The 24,136-nt window shown below is 46.5% G+C and carries 15 protein-coding genes; 8 read left to right on the plus strand and 7 right to left on the minus strand.

Annotated features, from left to right (window positions below):
- The first annotated feature begins 51 nt into the window (after window positions 1–51).
- The 4 genes from VFDL14_RS10030 (at window position 52) to VFDL14_RS10015 (ending at window position 6,479) form a co-directional block, all read left to right on the plus strand.
- Window positions 52–972 (plus strand): carbohydrate ABC transporter permease, encoded by a 921-nt coding sequence (locus VFDL14_RS10030; RefSeq protein ID WP_032551605.1) that lies wholly within the window; start codon window positions 52–54, stop codon window positions 970–972.
- Window positions 972–1,823, plus strand: coding sequence for a carbohydrate ABC transporter permease (locus VFDL14_RS10025; protein WP_032551606.1), 852 nt, complete (start codon window positions 972–974; stop codon window positions 1,821–1,823). The genes VFDL14_RS10030 and VFDL14_RS10025 overlap by 1 nt, the downstream gene beginning before the upstream one ends.
- Before the next feature lie 153 nt (window positions 1,824–1,976).
- Window positions 1,977–3,203, plus strand: coding sequence for an ABC transporter substrate-binding protein (locus VFDL14_RS10020; RefSeq protein WP_032551607.1), 1,227 nt, complete (start codon window positions 1,977–1,979; stop codon window positions 3,201–3,203).
- Window positions 3,204–3,371: 168 nt separating this feature from the next.
- Window positions 3,372–6,479, plus strand: a complete 3,108-nt coding sequence (locus VFDL14_RS10015; protein WP_032551608.1) for a beta-galactosidase — start codon at window positions 3,372–3,374, stop codon at window positions 6,477–6,479.
- Between the two features lie 158 nt (window positions 6,480–6,637).
- Here VFDL14_RS10015 and ygjK read toward each other — a convergent pair whose 3' ends face one another.
- The 7 genes from ygjK to ebgR form a co-directional block, all read right to left on the minus strand.
- The gene (ygjK, locus tag VFDL14_RS10010; protein WP_032551609.1) at window positions 6,638–9,013 is read right to left on the minus strand and encodes an alpha-glucosidase; all 2,376 of its coding nucleotides are present in this window, start codon (window positions 9,011–9,013) and stop codon (window positions 6,638–6,640) included.
- A 15-nt stretch (window positions 9,014–9,028) separates the two neighbouring features.
- On the minus strand, window positions 9,029–10,087 hold the full coding sequence (gene ygjJ / locus VFDL14_RS10005) for a protein YgjJ (RefSeq protein WP_032551610.1): 1,059 nt from the start codon (window positions 10,085–10,087) through the stop codon (window positions 9,029–9,031).
- Between the two features lie 343 nt (window positions 10,088–10,430).
- Window positions 10,431–11,864, minus strand: a complete 1,434-nt coding sequence (locus tag VFDL14_RS10000) for an amino acid permease (RefSeq protein ID WP_032551611.1) — start codon at window positions 11,862–11,864, stop codon at window positions 10,431–10,433.
- Window positions 11,865–12,406: 542 nt separating this feature from the next.
- On the minus strand, window positions 12,407–13,831 hold the full coding sequence (locus VFDL14_RS09995) for an amino acid permease (protein WP_032551612.1): 1,425 nt from the start codon (window positions 13,829–13,831) through the stop codon (window positions 12,407–12,409).
- Between the two features lie 129 nt (window positions 13,832–13,960).
- Window positions 13,961–14,413, minus strand: coding sequence for a beta-galactosidase subunit beta (locus VFDL14_RS09990; protein ID WP_032551613.1), 453 nt, complete (start codon window positions 14,411–14,413; stop codon window positions 13,961–13,963).
- Window positions 14,414–14,416: 3 nt separating this feature from the next.
- The gene (gene ebgA, locus VFDL14_RS09985; protein WP_032551614.1) at window positions 14,417–17,533 is read right to left on the minus strand and encodes a beta-galactosidase subunit alpha; all 3,117 of its coding nucleotides are present in this window, start codon (window positions 17,531–17,533) and stop codon (window positions 14,417–14,419) included.
- Between the two features lie 321 nt (window positions 17,534–17,854).
- The gene (ebgR, locus tag VFDL14_RS09980; protein ID WP_032551615.1) at window positions 17,855–18,838 is read right to left on the minus strand and encodes a transcriptional regulator EbgR; all 984 of its coding nucleotides are present in this window, start codon (window positions 18,836–18,838) and stop codon (window positions 17,855–17,857) included.
- 391 nt (window positions 18,839–19,229) lie between these two features.
- Here ebgR and galE point away from each other — a divergent pair, with 391 nt between their 5' ends.
- From galE to galM, 4 genes are all read left to right on the plus strand, one after another.
- The gene (gene galE, locus VFDL14_RS09975) at window positions 19,230–20,240 is read left to right on the plus strand and encodes a UDP-glucose 4-epimerase GalE (protein WP_032551761.1); all 1,011 of its coding nucleotides are present in this window, start codon (window positions 19,230–19,232) and stop codon (window positions 20,238–20,240) included.
- 226 nt (window positions 20,241–20,466) lie between these two features.
- The gene (locus VFDL14_RS09970; RefSeq protein ID WP_032551616.1) at window positions 20,467–21,519 is read left to right on the plus strand and encodes a UDP-glucose--hexose-1-phosphate uridylyltransferase; all 1,053 of its coding nucleotides are present in this window, start codon (window positions 20,467–20,469) and stop codon (window positions 21,517–21,519) included.
- A gap of 197 nt (window positions 21,520–21,716) precedes the next feature.
- The gene (galK, locus tag VFDL14_RS09965; RefSeq protein ID WP_032551617.1) at window positions 21,717–22,877 is read left to right on the plus strand and encodes a galactokinase; all 1,161 of its coding nucleotides are present in this window, start codon (window positions 21,717–21,719) and stop codon (window positions 22,875–22,877) included.
- 106 nt (window positions 22,878–22,983) lie between these two features.
- Window positions 22,984–24,054, plus strand: a complete 1,071-nt coding sequence (gene galM / locus VFDL14_RS0123225) for a galactose-1-epimerase (RefSeq protein ID WP_032551618.1) — start codon at window positions 22,984–22,986, stop codon at window positions 24,052–24,054.
- Window positions 24,055–24,136: the final 82 nt, after the last annotated feature.

Consider the following 24,136-nt stretch of genomic DNA (forward strand, 5'->3'; position numbering starts at 1 on the left):
TGAAACAAATGGAATTGTAAACAAAGCTATGAAGACAAGGAATTTGGGAAAATGGTGCAATCTGTGAAAACGATATACCCAGAAAATCGCATCCCATCAGCCAGAAAGAAAAGGCGTATTAGCTCTAAGCTGTCGCCGTGGCTGTTTTTAACACCGGCAATCGCTATCTTTTCGCTTTATGTGATCTTCCCGATTGTGGACAGTATCTGGTTGAGCTTTTTCGAGTGGGACGGACTTGGCGAAAAAGAGTGGGTCGGGCTAGAGAACTACCGTGAGCTGTTTGATTCCGATGCGTTCTACACCTCACTGACTAACAACTTCCTTTGGTTGATCTTCTTTATGCTTGCACCACCTTGTGGTCTGGCTATCGCCCTCTTTCTCAACCAACAAGTGAAAGGCATCCGTGTTGTTAAGTCTCTCTTCTTCTTTCCATTTGTTATCTCACAAGTGGTTGTGGGCTTAGTGTTTGCCTGGTTTTACGACCCATCCTTTGGCCTGTTCAATATCGTCTTAGGTTCACTGGGTTTTGAGCCTATCTCCATTCTCGCCAATGAAGATTACGTTACCTACGGGATTATCGTCGCAGGCTTGTGGCCACAAATCTCTTACTGCATGATTTTGTACTTAACGGGCTTGAACAACCTAGACCCTGAACAGTTGGAAGCAGCACGACTGGATGGAGCCAAGAAGTGGCGAATGCTGTGGTATGTGGTGCTACCTCAATTGCGACCTGCCACTTTTATTGCAGTGGTAGTCACCGTAATTGGCGCTCTGCGTTCATTTGACTTAGTGGCAACCATGACCGCTGGTGGCCCTTGGGGAAGCTCTACAGTACTGGCTTATCAAATGTACGAAGAGTCGATCTTTAACTACCGAATGGGTTATGGCGCTGCGGTCTCCGTTGTTCTATTCCTGATCATGGATATCTATATCGCTTACTTCTTGTGGCGTATGTTGAGGAGTGAAAAATAATGTATCCACAACCGATTCAAAAAGCAGGACGCTTTACCAATATCAGTTATCGAGTGGCTCTGCCAATCTCTATTGTCATGTGGCTGCTGCCCCTTATTGCAGTGATGATGACCTCGATTCGTTCGATGGAAGACATCAACAAAGGTAACTACTGGGGCTGGCCAAGCGAGATTCAGTTTATTGAAAACTACACTCAGGTGTTCACCTCGACATCGATGGGGCAGTATCTAATCAATAGCTTGATCATCACTTTACCAGCGGTAGCGGGAGCGGTTGCTCTCTCCACATTGGCAGGTTACGCGTTAGCTAAATACAACTTCAAAGCCAACCTCTGGATCTTTGCGATGTTCATTGCGGGTAACTTTGTACCTTTCCAGATCCTGATGATCCCAGTACGTGACCTGACGATTAACCTTGGCTTGTACGATACACATTGGGCTCTGATCTTCTTCCATATCGCCTTTCAAGCCGGCTTTTGTACTCTGTTTATGCGCAACTTTATCGTCGGTATTCCTGATGCTCTTATCGAGGCCGCGCGTGTAGAAGGGGTCAGCGAATGGAAAATATTCTGGCATGTGGTTCTGCCGCTGGTTCGCCCTGCATTAGCTGCACTTGCGGTCTTAGTGTTTACCTTTATCTGGAATGATTTCTTCTGGGCTTTGGTTCTGGTTCAAAGTGATGAAGTGCGTCCAGTGACTGCTGGTTTAAGTTCACTTCAAGGTCAGTGGTTGGCGTCATGGCAGTTCATGTCAGCGGGTGCAGTAGTCGCCGCAATTCCACCCGTTGTGCTGTTCTTTACCATGCAGAAGCACTTTATTGCCGGCCTGACTTTGGGTGCGACCAAAGGCTAAATATTCAATGAGGGCTCCTCAAAGTAGGAGCCGTTATGTAAACAATCCACTTTAAATGGATACACCGAGAGTAACCAAAACACGAATAACTCTACCCAGCACAATAATAAAAATTGGACTTAGTAAGCCCCGCTCTATAACAAGGACCTACATATGAAATACGTGAAACATATCGCTGCAACCGCAGTGCTTGCTGCCTCCGTCTCGACTACAGCGTTTGCAGGAACCTTAGTCATCAACTCAGATGCCTCTGACCCAGCGCCAAAAGAGGCTTGGAGTGAGATCATCAGTCGCTTTGAAAAAGAGAACCCTGATATCACGGTTAAGTACAACCTGTATGACCATGAGTCGTATAAAACCACGATTCGTAACTGGTTGGTGACCTCGCCACCGGATGTGGTGTTCTGGTATGCCGGTAACCGTATGAAGGCGTTTGTTGATCGTGGCTTGTTTGAAGATGTGAGTGACATCTGGGCAGACAACAACATGAAGCAAGACTTTGCAGCAGCGGCGCCTGCGATGACGGTGCAAGGCAAGCAATATGGTGTGCCTTACACGTATTACCAATGGGGTATCTACTACCGTAAAGACATCTTTGAGCAGTACGGTATTACTGAACCAAAAACTTGGGAAGAGCTAAAGTCGGCGTCAGCAACGCTAAAAGAAAACGGCGTGACACCATTTACCATCGGTACTAAGTATCTGTGGACGGCTGCTGGCTGGTTCGATTACATCAACATGCGTACCAATGGCTTGGATTTCCATATCCAATTGATGGATGGCAAGGTCCCTTACTCCGATGAGCGTGTGAAGAAAACATTCGCTAACTGGGCTGAGTTGGTTGAACCGGGCTACTTCCTAGATAACCACGCATCTTATTCTTGGCAAGAAGCGCAACCTTTCCTATATAACGGCAAGGCAGCGATGTACTTAATGGGTAACTTCATTACGCCAAACTTCCCAGCGGAGCTTGATGGCAAAATGGATTTCTTCCAATTTCCAGTCATCGACCCAAGCGTGCCAATGGCAGAAGATGCGCCAATGGATACTCTGCACATTCCATCAAAAGCGAAGAACAAAGCCGATGCTCGTAAGTTCTTAGAGTTTGTCGCTCGTGCTGAGAACCAACAGCTAATCAATGAGATGCTGCTGCAGATCCCGACCAACAACAAAGCGAAAGCTAAGTCAGATCCGTTCTTAGACAAAGGCGTTGCTATGTTGGCAGCGAGTGATGGTACTGCACAGTTCTATGATCGCGACACCAACCCAGCGATGGCAAAAGAGGGGATGAAAGGCTTCCAAGAGTTTATGGTTCACCCTGAACGTATCGATAAGATTCTTAAGAAGCTAGACAAGGTAAGCAAACGCGCCTTTAAGTAATTGAGACCAAGCCGCAGCAATTGTCGCTGCGGCTTTCATCACTCTGTATGTGTCATCGTCAATAGTATTTATGGTGCGACTCATCTCGTTGCCACTGCCATTGGCTAAAGGCAGTTAAGTCATATTGACAATGACACACTCTGAACGGTTTATCGCAAGGAACAGTTAATGAGAAGCTTCTCTCAAATCATCTCCGCTTGTGAGTGGGAAAATCAACACATTACACATCACAACGTTCTGGAAGCGCATGCTCCTTTGAAGGCGTATGCCTCTAGAGAAGGTGCTATTACACGAACAGCTTCGAATACCAAATCTTTAAATGGTGTCTGGAAGTTTCAGCTGTTTGATGCGCCAGAGTTAGTTAGTGAAGCCATGGTTGCAGAGCATTTTGACGATGCAAGCTGGGACTCGATTGAGGTTCCGAGTAACTGGCAGATGCAAGGCTATGACAAACCAATTTATACCAATGTGAAGTACCCGTTTGCGGATACTCCGCCATTTGTGCCTCGCGATAACCCGACAGGGCTGTACCGAACCTCTTTTCAATGCCCAGAGCAAGCATTGGCGAATACCCACAGAATTTTGTTCGATGGCGTCAACTCTGCTTTTCATTTGTGGTGTAACGGCAAGTGGGTTGGCTATTCACAAGACAGCCGTTTGCCAGCTGAGTTTGACCTATCGGCGTTTGTCAAAGCGGGAGAAAACTCGTTATCAGTTATGGTGTTACGCTGGTCAGATGGCTCGTATCTTGAAGACCAAGATATGTGGTGGTTGAGCGGCATATTCCGCGACGTTACATTGCTCACTAAGCCGAAGACTGCGATCGAAGACGTAAAAATTGAAACTCAATTAGACGCTGCTTATCGCGACGCGCAGCTCTGTGTTGATGTTAAAATATCAAAAAACAGTGACGGCAGTAGCGATGCTTATCAGGTAAAAATTGAACTGTATGATGCGCAAGGTCAGAAAGTCATTGAACCTGATGTTGTCGGTTTTGGCCAACGATATGTCGATGAAAAAGGGCCCTGGCAGGAAGTGGCATACAGCCAAAATTCCGTTGCTAATCCCCACAAATGGAGTGCTGAATCTCCCTATCTCTATCGCTGTGTTATCTCGTTAGAGAATGAACAAGGCGAACTACTTGATTGTGAGGCCTACGATGTCGGTTTTCGCAGTGTCGAGATCAGCGATGGGCTGCTTAAGGTAAATGGTAAGCCGCTGCTAATTCGAGGGGTGAATCGACACGAGCATCACCCTGAACTCGGGCATACCATGACTCGCGAGGGCATGATTCAAGACATTAAACTCATCAAGCAAAACAACTTCAACGCGGTGCGAACCGCTCATTATCCTAATCACCCACTTTGGTATGAACTGTGTGATGAATATGGGTTGTACTTGGTTGATGAGGCAAACATCGAAACACACGGTCAAGTACCTATGTGCCGCCTATCAGACTATGCCTCTTGGCTCAATGCTTATATGCGTCGCATGACTCGCTTGGTCGAACGCGATAAAAACCATCCTAGCGTGATCATTTGGTCACTGGGCAATGAGTCAGGGATTGGCCGTAACCATCATGCACTCTATCAGTGGGTTAAACAGAGCGACCCAACTCGACCTGTTCAATATGAAGGAGGTGGGGCGGATACCGCAGCTACCGATATTCTGTGCCCTATGTATGCGCGAGTGGATTGGGATTTACCTGTCGTTGCTCATCAACCAGAGGTGACGCCGCGTGTTGGAATTCGCAAAGCGATCGCATTGCCGAATGAGCAGCGTCCGCTAATTTTATGTGAGTACGCACACGCGATGGGCAACAGCCTAGGTAGTTTTAACAAATACTGGCAAGCCTTTCGTGATAACCCAAGATTGCAAGGTGGTTTTATCTGGGACTGGGTTGATCAAGGCATCACCAAAACCGATGCACAAGGCAAGCCTTATTGGGGCTATGGTGGCGATTTTGGTGATGAGATTAATGACCGTCAGTTCTGTATCAATGGATTGGTGTTCCCAGACCGAACCCCGCACCCGAGCTTGAACGAGGTAAAAAAGGCGCAGCAGTTTTATCAATTCGCTCTGATATCGACTGAGCCTGTAGTGATTGAAGTGCGTAGCGAGAACCTATTTTGCTCAAGTGATAAAGAAACCCTTTATTGGTCGATTGCTCAAGATGGAGAAGAGCAAAGTTGTGGCAGCATTGAACTGTTGTTAGAACCAGAGTCGAGCATCCAGATTGAGTTAGACAGCATTGTGCTTCCTCAAAAGGCCAATGCGCTCAACCTCCTAAATCTAGAAGTGAGATTACATCAAGATACTAAGTGGGCAAGCAAAGGTCACGTTACAGCAACCGAGCAACTCACCCTAACTACATCATCACAACTGGTGCTGGACGATAATACCTCTGAGCATCCACCGCAGGTCATCGAGAGTGAAGAGCGACTCGCTATTGTCGGTGCGCGTTATCGCGTTGAGTTCGACCGCATAACGGGCTATGTGGAAAGTTGGTTGAAAGACGGTGTTGAACAGCTTGCCAGTGGCATCCGTGATAACTTCTATCGTGCACCACTGGATAACGATATTGGTGTGAGTGAAGCAAATCACGTTGATCCCAACTCATGGATAGCGCGATGGCAAGTCGCGGGATTAGATTCTCTCACGCCAGAGTGCATTGATTTCTCCTTCTTCACGGATGAAAACAAAGTGCTTGTGATGTCGAAAATTGCTCATGTTGTTGAAGGGCAAGTACGCCTATTGTCGACTTGGCAATATCAATTGTTCTCTGATGGCGAAGTGATTATCGATGTGCATGTTCAGGCCGCCAAAGGTCTGCCATCACTGCCACGTGTTGGTTTATCCTTCGCGCTAAAAGAGACGTCGAATGAGGTGACATGGTTTGGTCGTGGGCCACATGAAAACTACCCAGACAGAAAAAGCTCGGCTCATATTGGTCGCTATCAGCAGAACATAGAGCAGATGCATACTCCTTATATTTTCCCTTCCGATTGTGGGTTGCGTTGCGATGTGCGTGAAGCCGTTATTGGCGGATTTAAATTACAGGGCGATTTTCATTTTTCGGTCAGCCGCTTTGGACAGCAGCAACTTGTGCAGGCCAAACACACCTGTGATCTCACCGAGCAAGACCAATTGTTTGTTTACATCGATGGCTTTCATATGGGGGTTGGTGGAGATGATTCATGGACGCCAAGTGTGCATGATGAGTTCAAATTAACACAAGAGCACTACCGTTATCAGGTTCGATTCTTTGGTGCATAGAGGCTTGGTGATCTGCTTGTGGAGTAAAAAGATCATGGTAGGCCAAATACTACAGTAACCTAAATGAGCTGAAAGTTGATTCAAAGAAAAAGGCACCCAATATCATGTTGGGTGCCTTTGTTTTTGTAGTGGTTTTAGAACGATGTTAAAGCTTTGACTTACTCTGCGTCAGTAAAGAAATCGTTGTAAAGCATGTACAAGTGAGCTGCACTCCAAGAGAAGTTTGGCGCACCTTGCTGCTCACCGTTTAATGGGTTGTAGTTCTCACGGATAGGACCGTCTTGTACCAAGCCATCAGCGTGGTCGAAGAAAGCGCCTGCCATTTCAATCGCATCATCACGGTAACCGTAGCTGTCCATTCCTTTCAGGCCGAAGTAAAATTGGTCTACCCATACGCGTCCACGCCAGTAAATATCTGGGCCGAATGCTGGGTTAGATAGCGCTGCAGTGCCCAGTGGTACGTAGGTGTTGAACTCTGAGGTGTCTTTCATCACAGAGACCACCGCATCCGCGTGTGCTTGGGTTGCTGCACCGTTGAACAGTGGTGACCAACCTTCAGGGCCTTTACCACGTTCGACAATCGGTTTACCCGCACAGCCATTAGCTAAAGGTTTATCTTCAATGCGAATGTCGTAGTAGAAGTTCGTGCCTTCATCGAACATACAAGTGTTGATGTAGTTCGATAGGTGCTCAGCCTTTTCACGGAATTCTTTCGCTTCTGCTTCTTTGCCTAAGATGTCAGCCATTTCCGCTAGGTACTTGTTATCGCTGTACATGTAGCTTGCTTGGTCAACGGACTCTTGTAGCAGTGAGTAGCCTAACAGGGTGCCGTCTTCCGCGCGATTTTGGGCGAATTCAACATCCCAATCACTGCGTTTGCCGCCGTTGGCAACGTAGGCGTCTAGCTGGTCTTTATCGATGAAACCAAAGGCTGCCGCATCATCACGACCTGATTCCCAAGACGCAGCGGTTTGAGCTGGGCTCTCGATGTAGTCATAGTTGCCTTCTGCAATCACTTTATCCAGTGCTACTTGACCTACAACGGTTTCGTGTTTATCGCCACGAACCACAGTGAAGTACATTTCGCCTTCTGGTGTGTTGTGTGCTTTATCACGCGCTGCGCCGTACTCAGGAACGCCATTACCATTGTTGTCACGGTTACGTAGCCACCAGTCGTGGTAAGCCACCAGCTTTGGATACATCTCTTCTAGCCAAGCTTCATCGCTGGTGGTCTTGTAAACTTCCATTACTGCCCATGCCGCTAGACTTGGCTTGGTGTTACGTTCGTTCCAGTTGCCACCGTCACCGCCACGCTCTGGGCTTAGGTTGTAAGCCAATAGATCTGGCACGTAACCTTCATCCCAAGGGCGAACAGTGTCGTCAGCTTGAATTTGGTAGGCAAACATTGCGCGGATGTTATCTTTCGCTACGTCTGGGTTGAAGTGCGCCATCGCGTAAGCTTGTTTCCATGTATCCCATGGCCATGTTTGGTTGCCTGAGAACCAACGCGCCGTTACCGAAGGTGTCACAGAGTCAAACTCCATCGCACCGGCTGCGCCACGCCAGTTACCGTTTAGGGTTTCCATCGCTTTTACCGCAACACGCTCTTGCTCAGGCGTCGCATTCGGGTTGGTTAAGCCCATCTCTAGGTAACCTTCCCAGCGCACTTCAGATGCCGCTAAGAAATCGGTAGGGTTTGCCATGATCTTTTTGATCTCAGGCTGTTCCGCTTTCGCTTCCTCTGCCGTTAACACGTGCGAGTATGTGGTGTAGATGGTGGTTGATTCTTCAATACTTGCGGTTGAAGTAAACGTTAGGCCATCGACCTTGGTTTGGGTTGGAATCGACTTATGAACTTGGTACTCAGACTCGCCGGAGGTCAGTAGATCCCACGTTGAACGTACTTTACCGAAAGTGACCTTTAGGCCATCGTCGGTTGCAACGATTTGGCGATTGTAGTCAGGGTATGTTTCAGCAATGGTTTTATCGGTTTGCGCGACACCTTCTTTCGCATGTGTTTTTTCAAGCAGTTCACCGTCCCACACTAACTCAACTGGCGAGTCAGTAGTGATTTTAGTCTCTAGTAGAGAGGTACGGTTAGAAGCGAAACGCATTGTCATCTCGACCGTTACATCGTCAGATTTTAGTGTCTGAACCAATGCGCCCGGCAGGCTGTAAGCTTCCATCGTGAATTCGACGTTCTTGCCATCTTTGTACACGCTTAGGCGGTCAAAGTTATCAGCCATGAAGTTAATGTATTCTTCAGTAAGCAGCGCAGTTCCCGGGAAGCCACCCATGCCTTCAGCCGTGTCTGGTAACAAGTGACCGTGCCATGCACCTAGGTCGAAGAACGGGTTGAAACGCTGGTGGTCATCGAAGTCGTAGTCGCGCATGTATTCTGGTGAGCCAGTGCGGTCGATAACGTTTTTAAATTGGTTTGCTTGAAGCTCTTCAGAGCCTGTATTTGATGCGCAACCAGTAACAACAAGTGCTGCGCCAATAGCGATAGCTGCGAATGATTTGTTCAGTTTCATAGTGAGTTCCTGTTATTACCAGTAGAAGTATTGCATTGCGAACACTTGTGCATCGCCGATTTCAGTGTCGCTTCCGACGCCAAAGCGGCTATCGAAAGCGGTCGCAAATGCACCGTTTCCGTATTCGTACCAAACACCAGCGTTGATGTAAGAAGTGATCTCTTTTTCGCCGTTATCGCCATCAAAGTTGGCGTAGTTGTATGCGGCAGATAGGTAAACACCTTGTGCGGCTTCGTACCAAGCGCTGGTTTGAATGCCAGATTCGCTGCCGAAAGACTCTTGATTGCCTTTGTCAGTGTCGTGCCAAACACGAGTAGCAAAGTTCTTGTACTCAGCACCTAATAGTAGAAGTTCGCCACCGTCGTTATTACGAACCTCACCGCCACCCATTAGTGTTAGGTCGTCAGTCAGGTCGTATTGGACATAACCGTTGACCATGGCATTTTTATCTTTCCATTGGTCTGCGAAGTTGTCGTATTTACCAAAGTGAATCAGCGCATCGTCTTCAGAGAAGTCAGATTCTGGAGCGAAGGAAACGCTGTAGCGTAGTTTGCCTTCTAGGTTTTGGATCTTCACACCCACGTGTACGTCACGAGTGTTTGAGATCGCGTAGCCGTACTCTACCGTTGGGTCACCCCACCATTGAACGTCATCCAGAGATGAGTCCATACGACCGACAATAAATTCTGTTTTTGCATCAGTGCGGTAACCTGCGTAAAAGCGGTTAAAACCACCTTCAAAGCCGCCCCAACCATGACCAGTTGCCCATGCATTACCCTCGTCATCGGCTTGAACTGTCCAGCCTTCCATGTAAGCAAGACCAAACCAATTGCCATGCTCGATAGCCAAGCCAGCTTCAATGTAAGTGCCGTCTGCGTAGCGGCCTTTGTCGTCCCCTTCTAGGGCTACATGACCGCCTAGACCGAGTTCACCGTAAAAATTAAATAGAGTTTCGGTTTGGGGAGGTTGAGTCTCGCTGTGGTTAGCCGCTGTTTCATCAGCATGGGCATTCGCCGATAGCGCAGCAAGGATACAACTTGTAATAAGAGTGGTTTTAGTAAAACTACTTTTCATTTTGTTCACTTCTGTGTCGGGTTAGTAAATGAAGAATCGTAAGCAGTTCTGACTTCTAATATGGGGTGCTCTCAAGGCGTAGCGGTCAGGTTGCTCGCGTTCTCCTGACTGATATTACTGATAAATGTGTTGTTTAAAATATCCTTAACGCCAAAGTGTGATCTATTTTAGTAAAATATTTACCTTTATTTTATTTTGAGGTTTAGTTGAATTTATAGGCAAATAGTTAGTGTGGGAAGTATCTGATAATTGAATGAAAATTAAGGAATAGAACAAGGGAAATAAAAAGGCACTCACCAAATGAGGAGTGCCTTAGAATTTTTAACAAGGATGTAGGATTAGCTTAGGCGTTTGCAGGTTCTGGTCGTGCTTCTAGCTTTTTCTCTTCTGCAGACAAGCTTTTCTCGTACTGACCATACTTCCACCAAGCGTAACCCAAGAAGATCACGATGCCGCCTACGTTATAGAAGATGATGGTCATGATGTCAGCACCCGTTGGGAAGGTCGATGCGAAGAAACCCACGGTAAAGATGCTGATTAGAATCGATACCGCAGCGATACCCACAGGGCGAGAACCCATGCGGAAATCACGTGGTAGGTGATCGAGTTTTAGGCGCAAGTGTAGGTACGCGATCATGATGAACAGTGGAGGTAGCATAGAAGCCGCTGCAGTCATGTTGATGATGGTGCTCATCAAATCTTGCACCGTGTCAGACGCTAGCGTCGGGATGAACATCAACGGAATCACAATGAAGAACTGAACCCAAGCAGCACGCTCCGGTACGCCTTGTTTGTTAAGAGCGACTGTCTTCTCACCGAAGATACCTTTAGGAATTTCAGAGAAGAAAATCTTAACCGGTGTTGCTGTCCACATCAGTAGCGAGCCTAACATCGCAGTGAAAGAAACGATGCCCACAAAGCGATTCATAAGAATTTCAGGTAAGCCGAAGTAGAGTGCTAAGCCTTCAAAAACCTGTACTGAACCACCAGTGAATTTAAGCTCTTCACGAGATACGAATACGTTAGCCAGGATAGAACCCACCGAATACAGCGCACCAATAAAGATACCCGCAATGATGATCACTTTAACGAAAGACTTGTGACCGCCTTTGATGTCGTTTACGTAAACCGCGACCGACTCTGCACCGCCAGCGGCCATGAAGATCCAGGTGATTACGCCTAGGAATGCCCAGTTAACGCTTGGGGTCATTGCTTCAATGGTGATTGGGTCAGCTGGCTCGATACCACCGATTAACGCACCGCCTGATAGTAGAATGTAAGACATGGTCAGAAGCAGCATTAGTGACGAAGTTAATGAGGTGATAGGGCCTAATAGTTTCGCGCCGTTGTTAGAAATATGCGTCGCGACCGCAAACAAAATGGTACTTAGAATTGCAGTGGTCATTGGCGTGAAGATGTACTCGAAACCTAAGAACGCATAAGACGCGTAAGCGATGATTCTAGGTAGCAGAGACGTGAAGAAGAATAGGTTAACAAACCAGTATGTGTAAGCTGAAATAAACGCCCAGCGACCGCCTAGAGAGCTTTTAACCCATGCGTAAACACCCGCTTCTGAGTCTTTATTCAGGGACACGAACTCAGCAACAATCAGACAGAAAGGAACAAAATAAAAGATGGTTGCTAAAAAGAACATCGGAGCCGAAGAGAGGCCGATTTCGATGTTGTTGTTAATGATGTTATTGAAGCTATATACCGCCGCGAAGGTCATAGACAGTAGGGCAAACTTGCCTATCGTACTGCGTTTATTATCGGACATGATGTTCTCCGGTGAATCACGTTGATGATCGTTAGTACTTGGTTCTAGAGAGGAAAATCTAGACCGCGTTTTTATTATTGTGTTGGTTTGCTAACTCCCTTTCTTAAAGAGGGGGAGAGCGATTATTGTTGTTATTTTTACGATCGGTCTTCTCTGTGTTTATGACTCTTTAAGTAAATTTATTACTTGGTGGAGACCATATTTAACAAAGAAGAGGATGGAAGAGTGAACATCTACATTTCGACTATTTAAAGGCTTGTAGGGACTTTGTGTCGTTTTTTATTGTGTAGAATCGGCTATCTCTTCAACAAGAAGATTAAAGATTAGACGCCAATAAGTTAACTGAAATTAGTCAAATATGTGAGCTTGAGTAAATATATTTAGTTAATGTTTTACTTGTGGGTTTTATGACGATTTATGAGAGTTTTACACTTGACGGAATGGCGTTTTTATTATTGAGTTTGTGATTTTAATTGTCTGATTTAAATAGAAAAAGCGCCAATGTAAGGCGCTTTTTTATAAATGTGATAGGTTAACTAAGGTTACGACTGTTTAGCGGTCTCTAGCTTAGCTTCTTTACCTGCTTGCTTCTTTTCAAAGCGAGAGATCCACCACCATGCAATGCCAGAGAATACCGCTGTCATAAATACGTTGATGAAGAAGGCTTGAACTAGGTCTACACCGGTTGGGAAGGCTGACGCTGTCATGCTCACAACGAAGATAGTAATCAGAACTGAAACCACAGCCATACCTTGAGTGCGAGTACCCATACGGAAATCACGCGGTGTGTCGTCATGCTTCAAGCGGAACACAAAGTACGCCACCATGATGAAGATAGGCGGTAGCATTGCGGTACCAGCTGTTAGGTTGATTGCAGTGTTCATCATGTCTTGTACTGATTCAGAGCCGAAGCCGTTAACCACAAGCATCACGAATACGAACGCAAACTGCCACCATGCTGCACGGACTGGAACACCATGTTCGTTTAGCTCTGTCGTTTTCTCACCATAAACGCCTTTCGGAATCTCAGAGAAGTGGATTTTCACCGGTGCTGCTGTCCACATCATCATTGAACCAAACATAGCAACGAATAGAACGATACCAACAAAGCGACCTACTAGAGATTCTGAGATGCTGAAGAACTGAGCCATACCTGTGAAGATTTCAACCATACCACCTGCATACGTTAGGTCTTCACGAGCAACGAACACGTTTACGAGTAGTGAGCCAATTGCGTACATAGAACCGATAGCGATACCCGCACCGATGATTACTTTAATGAAAGACTTGTGGCCACCCTTTACATCGTTTAGGTAAGCTGCCGCAGTTTCTGCACCGCCAGCTGCTTGGAAGATCCAACACATAATGCCTAGCGTTGCCCAGTTAATGGTTGGAGACATAGCTTGAAGCGTGATTGGCTCTGCTGGTACATGGTCACCACCTAGCGCCATGAGTGCACCGATAACGTAGATTGCAAATAGTGCGAATACACCGTAAGCCACGATTTCAGAGATCTTACCTAGCCAGCTCGCACCCTTAGTCGAAATGTGGGTTGCTGCGGCAAATAGAACAATCGAGATCACCGAAGTCACTAGTGGAGAGAAGGCGTATTCGTAGCCCAACATCGCGTAAGAGGCGTAAGCAATGACGTTTGGTAGCAGAGATACAAACCAGAACAGGTTTACGAACCAGTATAGGAATGAACCTAGGTAAGCCGCTTTGGTTCCGAGTGGCTTTTTCAGCCAGTCATACATACCTGACTCAGAGTTCTTATTTGCTGAAACGAATTCGGCAATGATGAACACGAACGGGATGAAGTAGATAAGGGTCGCAAGCAAAAAGATAGGGGCAGAACTTAATCCCAATTCGATATTGTTGTTTACGATGTTGCGAACGTTAAATACCGCTGCAAATGTCATGGAGAGTAGGGCAAATTTGCCTAACTTTCCGCGTACAGATTCAGACATAGTAGTGTCCTCCGGGAATCACGTAATTATAGTAGTTATGGTCCTAAGTCTTTATTCGGTGACTTAGAGAGTTAATTATTCGTGAGCCTTGAACGGCAAGGCTCACTCTGCGAATAGATAGGGTTGTTGTTATTTGTTGAGGAAGTAACCGTCTTCAATGGTCACTTTCAATACCACTTTGCGAACTCGGCTATCACCGTGGAAACGGTAAGCCTGGTTGTTGTCAAAAATGGCCACTTGGCCTTCTGCCAGCTCACGAGTTTCGCCGTTACCCACTAAGTGTTCACGGTCGGTCTCATCGCTGTAAGCTTGGATTTGCTCTAGCTCTGACTTCGCTGCGAACTCAACCGTTTCACGGCCTTCTAAGTAGTAGTGCACATCGAAGTAACGACGATTACCGGTGAAGTTTTCTGTGTTGCGAGCCACGCCGTCTTCAATCATGTAGGCCAGTGAGTCACCAATTGAATACATCACGCCATCTTTGATGTTGCCGATGTTTTCAATCGCTTCTACACAGCGTTGCCATTTACGACCATCACGGTAGACGACTTTAAATTGTTCTAAGTTCTCTAAAACGATCATCGTTTATGCCTCGTTCAGTTGTGGTTGAGCTTTTGGTGCATTGACCGTAAAAAACTCATCGCCAAAGTTGTGATTGATTAGGTGCTGCGCGTCGCAATCGCCTGCTTGGAATGGAATCAGAGTTAAGCCGTAGCGGAACTCGTCCATGTAGACGCGGTAAGAGTCGAGCACTTCGCTGCCCCAAGAGTTAGAGCCTAAGCCCATCACTTGGTGATCTAGGTTTAGCGTGATGTAACCGCTTTTCTCTAGCTCAATGGTGTGTTGTGCTTGATGCAGGTTTTGATTGGTGTAGAACCATGCGCTGAAGTTGATTTCTTGCTGTGGTTTTACTGCAATACCATTGCCCGCACGGCTTGAAAGCGCAGCCCAGCGAACATGTTGGCGGTTGCCGTTGTTCTGTGGGAACGGGTAGTTCTCGAACATGTCTGCAACCGTTGATTGGTACACATCAATCATGTTGGCTTGCTTGCTGTCTTGGTAGTTCTCTTCTGGGCCGCGACCGTAGTATTGAACTTGGTCGAAGTCGCCATTGATGCCCATATCAAAACCAACCACTGGAATCACATGAGGGTATTCACCGTAACGTTCGCCGCTTAGCTCAACGTTCAATTGGCCTTCAGCATTAACTTGGTAGCGGTATTCACAACGCATACCGAAGTCGAATACTGGTGGAGCAATGATGCTGGTGGTCGTGATTTCAACCTTGCCATTGTTCTCTTCCACGTTAAGCGTGCGGAAGTGCTCTTGCATAATCTGTAGGTGTGCAGGCTCCCAGTAACCATCGTGCTCTTGCTTATGGTTATCGATCATTGGCTTGAAGAAGTTGATTCGTGGTTCTGACTTAATCATCTCTTCGCCATTGACCAACCATGACGTCAGCTTGCCGTTCACTTTCGAGAAGTTCAGTGTGAAGTTATGACCTTTGATTAGATAGGCGAGACGAGACTCTTCAACATTCAATGCCGTTGCATTGTTGTTGGTGAAGGCTTCTAGCTGTGCTGTATTCTCTTTCACTTGGAATTGGTACACCGCAATGTCGTGGTTCGCTTCGCTGTAAGGCGTGCGAGAATCTTTGCGCACAGTAAAGTTCACAAATACTTCGCGCTCATCAAGCTCTGGCAAGTTAAGTGTCAGTTCACGGCTAGAGTTTTCAGCCAACTCTTCAACCTTGATGTGTTGTACTGCAATGGTTTCGCCTTCAGCACGAACTTCTGCAGTGATGGTGTAGTCATCAATGTTTGAGAACCACAGCTTGTTATCAACGGTGAATGTGCCGTCTTCAGAATTGAAGTCGCGGATCTTCACTGGTGCGATAACCTGCTTGTACTCTTTTAAGCCTGGGCCCGGTGTTTGGTCTGGGTAGATCAAACCGTCCATGCAGAAGTTGTAGTTGTTCGGGTAGTCACCGTAGTCACCGCCGTATTTGTAGAATTCAGTACCCGCTTCATCACGAGCCAAGATGCCGTGGTCACACCATTCCCAAACGTAGTGGCCTTGAATTGCATCATGCTTGTAGAACACGTTTTGGTATTCGGTTAAGCCACCTGGGCCGTTACCCATTGCGTGCGCGTATTCACAGATAATGCGTGGTTTTTCGTGTGGGTACTCGCCGAAGGCATTCATCAGTTGAGCACGTGAGTACATGGTAGAGATAACATCAACCACTTCTGCATCACGGTCTTCTTCGTAGTGAACTAAACGAGTGTCATCAATCGCTTTAGCCGCATCGTACATAGAACGAATGTTGCAGCCGTAGCCTGACTCGTTGCCTAGCGACCACATTATGATAGAAGGGTGGTTCTTCTGAGCGTGGATATGACGCTCGATACGTTCAACAAACACAGCTTCCCATGCGGCATCGTTAGTGATGCGGCTTAAGTCGCCAACGTTAGCAAAACCGTGTGTTTCGACATCGGTTTCGCCCATCACAAATAGGCCGTAGATATCGCACAACTCGTAGAAGCGTGGGTCGTTCGGGTAGTGCGCGGTACGCACTGAGTTGATGTTGTGTTGCTTCATCAATACTAGGTCTTTCTCAACGCGATCCATGCCAACTGCGCGACCTTTTAGGTGGTCGTTGTCATGACGGTTTACGCCATGCAGCATCACGTATTTGTTGTTGATGTAGAACAGACCATCGCGAACTTTAATGTCACGGAAACCAACGCGTTGTGGAATCACTTCTAGCACTTTGCCGTCTGCATCTTTTAGCGTCAGCAGCAATTGGTAAAGGTATGGGTTTTCAGCGTTCCATTGAACAGGGTTCACGACATCGATAGAGAATTGAGTGTTCGCATTGCCGTCAGTCTGCTGGTTAGGAACCGTTAAGTTATCTACAGAGCCTTGGGAGATAACTTGGCTGCCATCAAGCAATGCGTACTCAAGAGTTGCGTTTGTCGCTGCTGCTAGGTTTTCTAGAGCAACGTTGCACGAAAGGGTAGCGCTTTGGTAAGCGTCGTCAAAATCAGTGCGAATCGTTAAGTCTTGAACATGAAGTTGTTCTTTACCAACAAGGTAAACATCACGGAAGATACCGCCTGTCCACCACATGTCTTGGTCTTCAATGTAGGTGGAGTCTGCCCACTGCATCACGCGAATAGATAGCAGGTTGTTGCCCGCTTTTACGTGGCTAGAGATATCGAATTCAGCGGTCAGTCGGCTGCCCTTGCTGAAACCAACATAGTCACCGTTTACGTAAACTTCAAAGTAAGTCTCTACACCATCAAACTTGATAATGGTCTGTTTGTCGTTCCAGCTGTCGCCAAGGAAGAAAGAGCGTTGGTATGCGCCTGTTGGGTTATCTGACGGTACGAAAGGTACATCAATCGGGAATGGGAAACCTTCATCTGTGTATTGAAGATCGCCGTGGCCTTCCATCTGCCACATGTTTGGCACCGTAATATGGCCCCAATCGCTCATCTCTTGAGAGTAAAACTCTTCAGGAACCAAGAGCGGGTTAGTGAAGTAGCTGAAATTCCATTGACCACTCAGTAGTTGGAAGTGGCTGCTTAGTTCACGTTGAAATGTTTTAGCGGTTTTTTCTGATGCGTATGAGAAGAAGTAAGCACGTGGTGCCATACGGTTCTCATGTAAGTTCAGGAAGTTTTCCCAGTTGTTCACGTTGCCTCTCTCTCGGCCTATTTGAATGCTAGCCGACGTTCTTATGCGTAATTGGGTCGTAGTGAATACGAGTATTTTTTGGACTGAGGTAATTATTAGTAAAAGTTTTACTAAATGAAATTGGTGAAAACGTTTTACTTTAACTGCGTCACGTTTTTTTAGGGCTTTTTACAACGTGGTGTGATCGACTTAAAAGAATGCTATGTGGTGGAAAAGTGGGCAGAACTGGGCGATTTTAGAAAGAGGTTTAGATAGTTTTCTTGATACAAAAAAGCCACCTCTAGAGAAGGTGACTTTATCTATCTTTTTGAAATTAAAAGATTATTTCGTGGTGTCTCTTAGCTTCAACTTGCTTGGGACGTAAACACGCAGTGGGATGGTGCGCCCATCACGAGCTTTCTCGATCAGTAGGTTAACGCCTTGAATTCCCATCAGTTCAGAGTGAATACGAACCGTTGATAAAGATGGGAAAGTAAACTTAGCCGTAGGGATATCATTGACGCTGATCAGAGCGATGTCTTCAGGAATGTTCAATCCATGCTCATGAATAGCACGTAATACGCCAATTGCGATGGAATCTGAAGCAATAAACATCGCTTTTGGATAGTCGCCAGTTTCTAACATCTGCTTCGCTAGCTTATAGCCTGACAAGCTTGAGAAATCTCCACGATAGATATCTTGTCCACTCACTACTTGTTTCAAAAGGCCGTACTCTGCGAATGCGACTTCACGAATATCCGGTGTGTTTACGTCATCTTGGCCGCCGATAAAGCCGATGCGGTCGTAGCCTTGGTCAACAAAGAAGTTAGTGATCTCTTTACTGATTCGAGCTAAGTCGATATCAACGGAGTCGTATGGTTCTGAGTGATCAGTAAAGTCCACATAACAGATGTTATCAGTGAGTTTTTTCGCTTGCTCAATGACTTCTGGAGACATTCTACCAACAAGAAGAATACCTGTGATAGGGCTAGTGCTAGACTGTATTTTACTTTCATAACAGTTGGTTAGCTCTATATCCATCTTCTCACACTGGGTTTCAATTCCGTGGCGAATAGATAGGTAGTATGGATCGTTTACCTCAGCTTCTTGCTTGTAATTGTACAGCGCAAGAAAGTGATGATGCTGCTTCTTACTGCTAACTGTTTTACGTGAGCTGCTGGTTTTGTACTCCAGCTTTTCTGCAATTTCAAAGATACGCCTTTTGGTCTCTTCCTTAACACTCAATGTTGGATCTTCATTAAGGACCCTTGAAACCGTCGCCAATGATACATTTGCTTCGGTTGCGATATCTTTTAACGTTGCCATACTCACTTCCTGTTATTGGAACACTGGGCTGCTCTAAACATAGATGAGCGAAAAAACCAGTGAACCTCTCTAATTCTGCAACGTCTATTGTAATGAAACTGGAAGTCATTGCATTAACTTTTAGTAAAATAAGTTCAGAACTCTTAGTGCATATCGCAAATTTCACTATTCATAATTATCTTATTTAAATTCAATGGATTAGCTTGCTAATCATTCATTTCTCACGCCTTTCGTTCTCTTACCTATCTGTGAAACTTTGTGTAAACGTTTACACTTCGTGGTTTTGATCACAGAATTAGTTCCAAATTGACTGCTAGTATTTAATTAACGCGGCGCTATTGAGTTTGGATATTCCACTTGAGTGTCATCAAGAATAAGAGAGAGGTTGATTGTGAAAGTACTGGTTACAGGCGGCATGGGGTACATCGGAAGTCATACTTGCATTCAAATGATGCAGGCAGGTGTGGAGCCGATCATCGTTGATAACTTGTGTAACAGCAAAGAGTTGGTGCTTGAGAGAATCGAAGCATTAACGGGTCAACGTCCAACCTTTTACCTTGGCGATATTCGCGACGAATCTTTCCTCGATAGCGTGTTTGCAGAAAACGACATTCAGGCTGTGATTCACTTTGCGGGCTTAAAAGCCGTGGGTGAATCGGTGGCTAAGCCTCTTGAATACTACGACAACAACGTAAATGGCTCTTTGGTTTTGGCTCGTTGCATGAAAAAAGCGGGCGTAAAAAGCATCGTATTCAGCTCTTCAGCTACGGTTTATGGCGACCCAGAGGTTGTGCCAATTACTGAAGATTCTCCTACAGGTGCAACAACTAACCCTTACGGGCGCAGTAAATACATGGTTGAAGAGTGTTTGAGCGATCTGTTTAACGCCGAAAACGATTGGAGCGTAACGCTGCTTCGCTACTTCAACCCGGTTGGCGCACACCCATCAGGCACTATGGGTGAAGACCCGCAAGGCATTCCAAACAACTTAATGCCATTTATCGCTCAAGTGGCCGTCGGTCGCCGTGAGAAGTTAGCGGTATTTGGTAACGATTACCCAACTCCAGATGGTACAGGCGTTCGTGATTACATCCACGTAATGGACTTAGCCGATGGCCACGTTGCAGCACTAAAAGCAGTAGGCGAGAAAGCGGGTTTGCATATCTACAACCTAGGCACAGGTAAAGGCTCAAGTGTTCTAGAGATGGTAGAAGCCTTTGCAAAAGCCTCTGGCAAGCCAGTCCCTTATGAAATCTGTCCACGTCGCCCGGGTGATATTGCCGAGTGCTGGGCAAGTACTGAAAAAGCCGAGCGAGATCTAGGTTGGAAGGCAACTCGCAGTATTGATGAAATGACGGCGGATACGTGGAATTGGCAGTCCAACAACCCTAGTGGCTACTAAGAAGATTTTAGGTTCGTGAGAAAAGAGATTCCAGATATCTCGTACCTCAATTCTGGAATGACGGATGAGAATAAGGCTATGAAGCGATAGCCGTTGCATCACTAACACATGAGATTACGCGTCATTCCCTACAGCGAGGGACGAGCGTGATAGGGAATCTCCTTGTAGAAGAATTATTTATCTTGGTGGATGTGCCAAGAACACAAAAATTAAGAGCAATGTAAGTATGTCAAAAGTTGAATTTAACCCAGTCGATCACCCGCACCGCCGTTATAACCCACTAACGGGTCAGTGGATTTTGGTATCACCACACCGTGCGAAACGCCCGTGGAGTGGCCAAGATGAGAAGCCATCAACCGAGCAACTGCCAGCGTACGACAAAGAGTGTTTTCTTTGTCCAACCAATACGCGAATCTCGGGTGATGTAAACCCAGACTACGACGGAACTTACGTATTTAGTAATGATTTCGCGGCGTTGATGCCTGATTCACCTGACGCTCCAGAGTCTGAAAACCCTCTATTTAAGACTCAAGGTGTTCGAGGGTTGAGCCGCGTGATCTGTTTCTCGCCGGATCACAGCAAAACGTTGCCAGAATTACCAGTGAATAAAATCCGTGGTGTGATTGATACCTGGAATGAGCAGATTGAAGAGTTAGGTAAAGATTACCTATGGGTTCAAGCGTTTGAAAACAAAGGCGAGACCATGGGCTGTTCTCAGCCTCACCCACACGGTCAGATCTGGGCGAACAGCTTTCTGCCAAATGAGATCGAGCGTAAAGAGAAGCTTCTAAAAGATCATTTCGAACAACAAGGTTCAAACCTATTAGTGGACTACGTTGAAGCTGAAATGAAAGACGGTTCTCGCACCGTGGTTGAAACCGAGCACTGGATTGCTGTCGTTCCTTATTGGGCAGCGTGGCCGTTTGAAACCATGTTGTTACCTAAGACACATATTCGCCGCATGAGCGAACTAACGAACGAGCAACGTGATGATTTGGCGGTCGCGATTAAGAAGCTAACCAGTCGCTACGACAATTTGTTCCAATGTTCATTCCCATACTCGATGGGCTGGCACTATGCGCCATTCTTCGAAGAGGGTACCGACATTGACCATTGGCAATTGCACGCTCTGTTCTATCCACCACTATTGCGTAGCGCATCGGTACGCAAGTTCATGGTGGGTTATGAAATGCTGGCTGAATCGCAACGTGATCTGACGGCAGAGCAAGCGGCGCAGCGTCTGCGTGATTTGAGTGACGTGCATTACAAAGAGCAATAGTCAGTAGTTAATCCGTAAAAAGAGATTCCAAATATCTCGTCTCTCGATTCTGGAATGACGACAAGCCGTGGAGAATAGAGCTGATGTTGCCATTCCCAACTGAGAGGGACGAACGTGATAGGGAATCGAACAGAATTAAAGTGGTGCCAATAAGGGGCCACAATCAATTGAATTAAAGTTTAACCAGAGAGTCTCCTATGTCTGATCTAATCCAAAACGCAAAAGCGTCTTTCAATGCGGTACTCAACTACGCTCCGACTCACATCATCCAAGCTCCGGGCCGTGTAAACCTAATTGGTGAACATACCGACTACAATGATGGTTTTGTCCTACCGTGTGCCATTAACTACCAAACCGTAGTGGCGGCAGCAAAACGACACGACAATATCATACGAGTAGTATCGGTTGATTACGGTGATGCAGTGGACGAGTTCGACTTGACTCAAGAGATCACTTTTCAACAAGACAAGATGTGGGCGAACTACATTCGTGGTGTGGTGAAATGTCTGAAAGCGCGTGGCTATGAGTTCAATGGTGCCGACATCTCAGTAACAGGCAATGTACCTCAAGGCGCAGGGTTAAGCTCTTCGGCGGCTTTAGAAGTCGTTATCGGTCAAACCTTTAAGGTGCTTTACAACCTAGAGATCACCCAAGCAGAGATCGCATTGAACGGCCAGCAAGCTGAGAACGAGTTTGTTGGTTGTAACTGCGGCATCATGGACCAAATGATCTCAGCTGAAGGCCAAGCGAATCATGCGATGCTGTTGGATTGTCGTAGTCTAGAGACGACGCCAGTTTCGATGCCAGAGGATATGGCAGTAGTGATCATCAACTCCAACAAGAAGCGTGGGTTGGTCGACAGTGAATACAACACTCGTCGTGAACAGTGTGAAGAAGCGGCGCGTATTTTTGGCGTACCTGCACTGCGTGATGTTTCCATTGAACAATTCAATGCCAAAGTCGACGAGTTGGATGAGATGGTTGCTAAGCGCGCTCGCCACGTAATCACTGAGAACGATCGTACTGAAGAAGCGGCGGTCGCACTGCGCAACCACGACATGAAACGCATGGGTGAGTTGATGGCGGAATCTCATGCTTCAATGCGCGATGACTTTGAAATCACAGTAAAAGAGATCGACGTTTTGGTTGAGATGGTTAAAGAGGTGATTGGCGATCAGGGCGGCGTACGTATGACAGGCGGTGGCTTTGGTGGTTGTATCGTAGCTTTAGTTCCACCAACCTTGGTTGATGACATCAAAGCAACGGTAGAACAGAAATATCAAGCGGCGACGGGCCTAAAAGAATCCATTTATGTGTGCCAAGCGAAAGACGGTGCGGGCTTAGTTGAAGTAATCTAACCCTCTGATTATAGGCCTACAGAAGTAAAAAGATCATGGTAGGCCAAATAGTAAAGCCTTTGCACTTTTGTAGAGGCTTTTTGCTGGCACTAGGAAGGAATGTAGGATGACACAAGCGCAAAGTTTGCATCAGTCAATGACTCAAACGGCAGCCTATGATGGGCAACCTGCCAAGTTGGTGACACTGACCAACCAACACGGCATGGAAGTGACACTGATGGATATTGGCGCGACCTGGTTGAGCTGTATCCTGCCACTGAAAGGGAATAAGAGAGAAGTTCTATTGGGTGTTAACTCAATGGAAAACTTCAACAAACAAGCCAGTTATATGGGAACCACTGTCGGTCGCTACGCTAATCGCATTGCGAAAGGCCGCTTTAAGATCGACGGTACCAACCACAAGGTCGATGTGAATCAAGCAGGGAATACTCTGCATGGCGGACCTAACGGTTTTGATAAGAGGCGTTGGCAGGTTCAGGAGCAAACCGAAAGCTCAGTAACCTACACGTTAACGTCTCCAGATGGTGATCAAGGATTCCCGGGCACACTCAAGGTATCGGTGAGTTACCAGCTGACGGAAGACAACCGTGTGTCTATCGACTATTTTGCAACAACCGATAAAGAGACGGTGGTTAACCTCACCAATCATGCCTACTTTAACCTGTTAGGTACTGAGCTAGAGCAAGATTGCTTGTCGCACATTGTCAGCATTAACGCGTCTCAATTCTTACCGACCGACAAATCTGGCATTCCTTTGAGTGGGCTTAAATCGGTGAAGTCGACCAGTTTTGACTTCAATCGGCCTACGATGATCTCAGAGCGTTTGATGGGCGATGAACAGCAGAAAAATGCCAAAGGCTATGACCATTCGTTTTTGTTAGCAGAAGAGTGCCGCGCTGGGAAATGTGCAGCGACGGTGACTTCGCCCGACGCACTTGTCACTTTAAAAGTGTTTACGACTAAGCCTGCAATGCAGCTTTACACCGGAAACTGGTTGGCAGGAACGCCAAACCGCTCTGGTACAAGCTACCAAGACTACGCAGGTGTCGCGTTGGAAACTCAGTTTTTACCAGACTCGCCAAACCATCCAGAGTGGAAGCAAGAGAGCTGTATTCTTAGACCTGAACAAGAGTATCGCTACCAAACTTGTTATCAGTTTGAATTTTCGGGGGATTAATCAGACTGAACCACTCAGCTCAAAGGATTTGGTGAACCTCGTTATGGGGAGATTTCTGACGAGGGAATGACTAAAGATACAT

It is taken from the genome of Vibrio fortis (assembly GCF_000695685.1).
Classification (GTDB): Bacteria; Pseudomonadota; Gammaproteobacteria; order Enterobacterales; family Vibrionaceae; genus Vibrio; species Vibrio fortis_A.

What these genes read in the sequence shown, in the direction of transcription:
- VFDL14_RS10030 (WP_032551605.1), top strand. Translation starts at nt 52, where the DNA reads ATGGTGCAATCTGTGAAAACGATATACCCAGAAAATCGCATCCCATCA.
- ygjK (WP_032551609.1), bottom strand. Translation starts at nt 9,013, where the DNA reads ATGAAACTGAACAAATCATTCGCAGCTATCGCTATTGGCGCAGCACTT.
- galM (WP_032551618.1), top strand. Translation starts at nt 22,984, where the DNA reads ATGACACAAGCGCAAAGTTTGCATCAGTCAATGACTCAAACGGCAGCC.
- VFDL14_RS10020 (WP_032551607.1), top strand. Translation starts at nt 1,977, where the DNA reads ATGAAATACGTGAAACATATCGCTGCAACCGCAGTGCTTGCTGCCTCC.
- VFDL14_RS10025 (WP_032551606.1), top strand. Translation starts at nt 972, where the DNA reads ATGTATCCACAACCGATTCAAAAAGCAGGACGCTTTACCAATATCAGT.
- VFDL14_RS09995 (WP_032551612.1), bottom strand. Translation starts at nt 13,831, where the DNA reads ATGTCTGAATCTGTACGCGGAAAGTTAGGCAAATTTGCCCTACTCTCC.
- ebgR (WP_032551615.1), bottom strand. Translation starts at nt 18,838, where the DNA reads ATGGCAACGTTAAAAGATATCGCAACCGAAGCAAATGTATCATTGGCG.
- ygjJ (WP_032551610.1), bottom strand. Translation starts at nt 10,087, where the DNA reads ATGAAAAGTAGTTTTACTAAAACCACTCTTATTACAAGTTGTATCCTT.
- VFDL14_RS09990 (WP_032551613.1), bottom strand. Translation starts at nt 14,413, where the DNA reads ATGATCGTTTTAGAGAACTTAGAACAATTTAAAGTCGTCTACCGTGAT.
- VFDL14_RS10015 (WP_032551608.1), top strand. Translation starts at nt 3,372, where the DNA reads ATGAGAAGCTTCTCTCAAATCATCTCCGCTTGTGAGTGGGAAAATCAA.
- galK (WP_032551617.1), top strand. Translation starts at nt 21,717, where the DNA reads ATGTCTGATCTAATCCAAAACGCAAAAGCGTCTTTCAATGCGGTACTC.
- VFDL14_RS10000 (WP_032551611.1), bottom strand. Translation starts at nt 11,864, where the DNA reads ATGTCCGATAATAAACGCAGTACGATAGGCAAGTTTGCCCTACTGTCT.
- VFDL14_RS09970 (WP_032551616.1), top strand. Translation starts at nt 20,467, where the DNA reads ATGTCAAAAGTTGAATTTAACCCAGTCGATCACCCGCACCGCCGTTAT.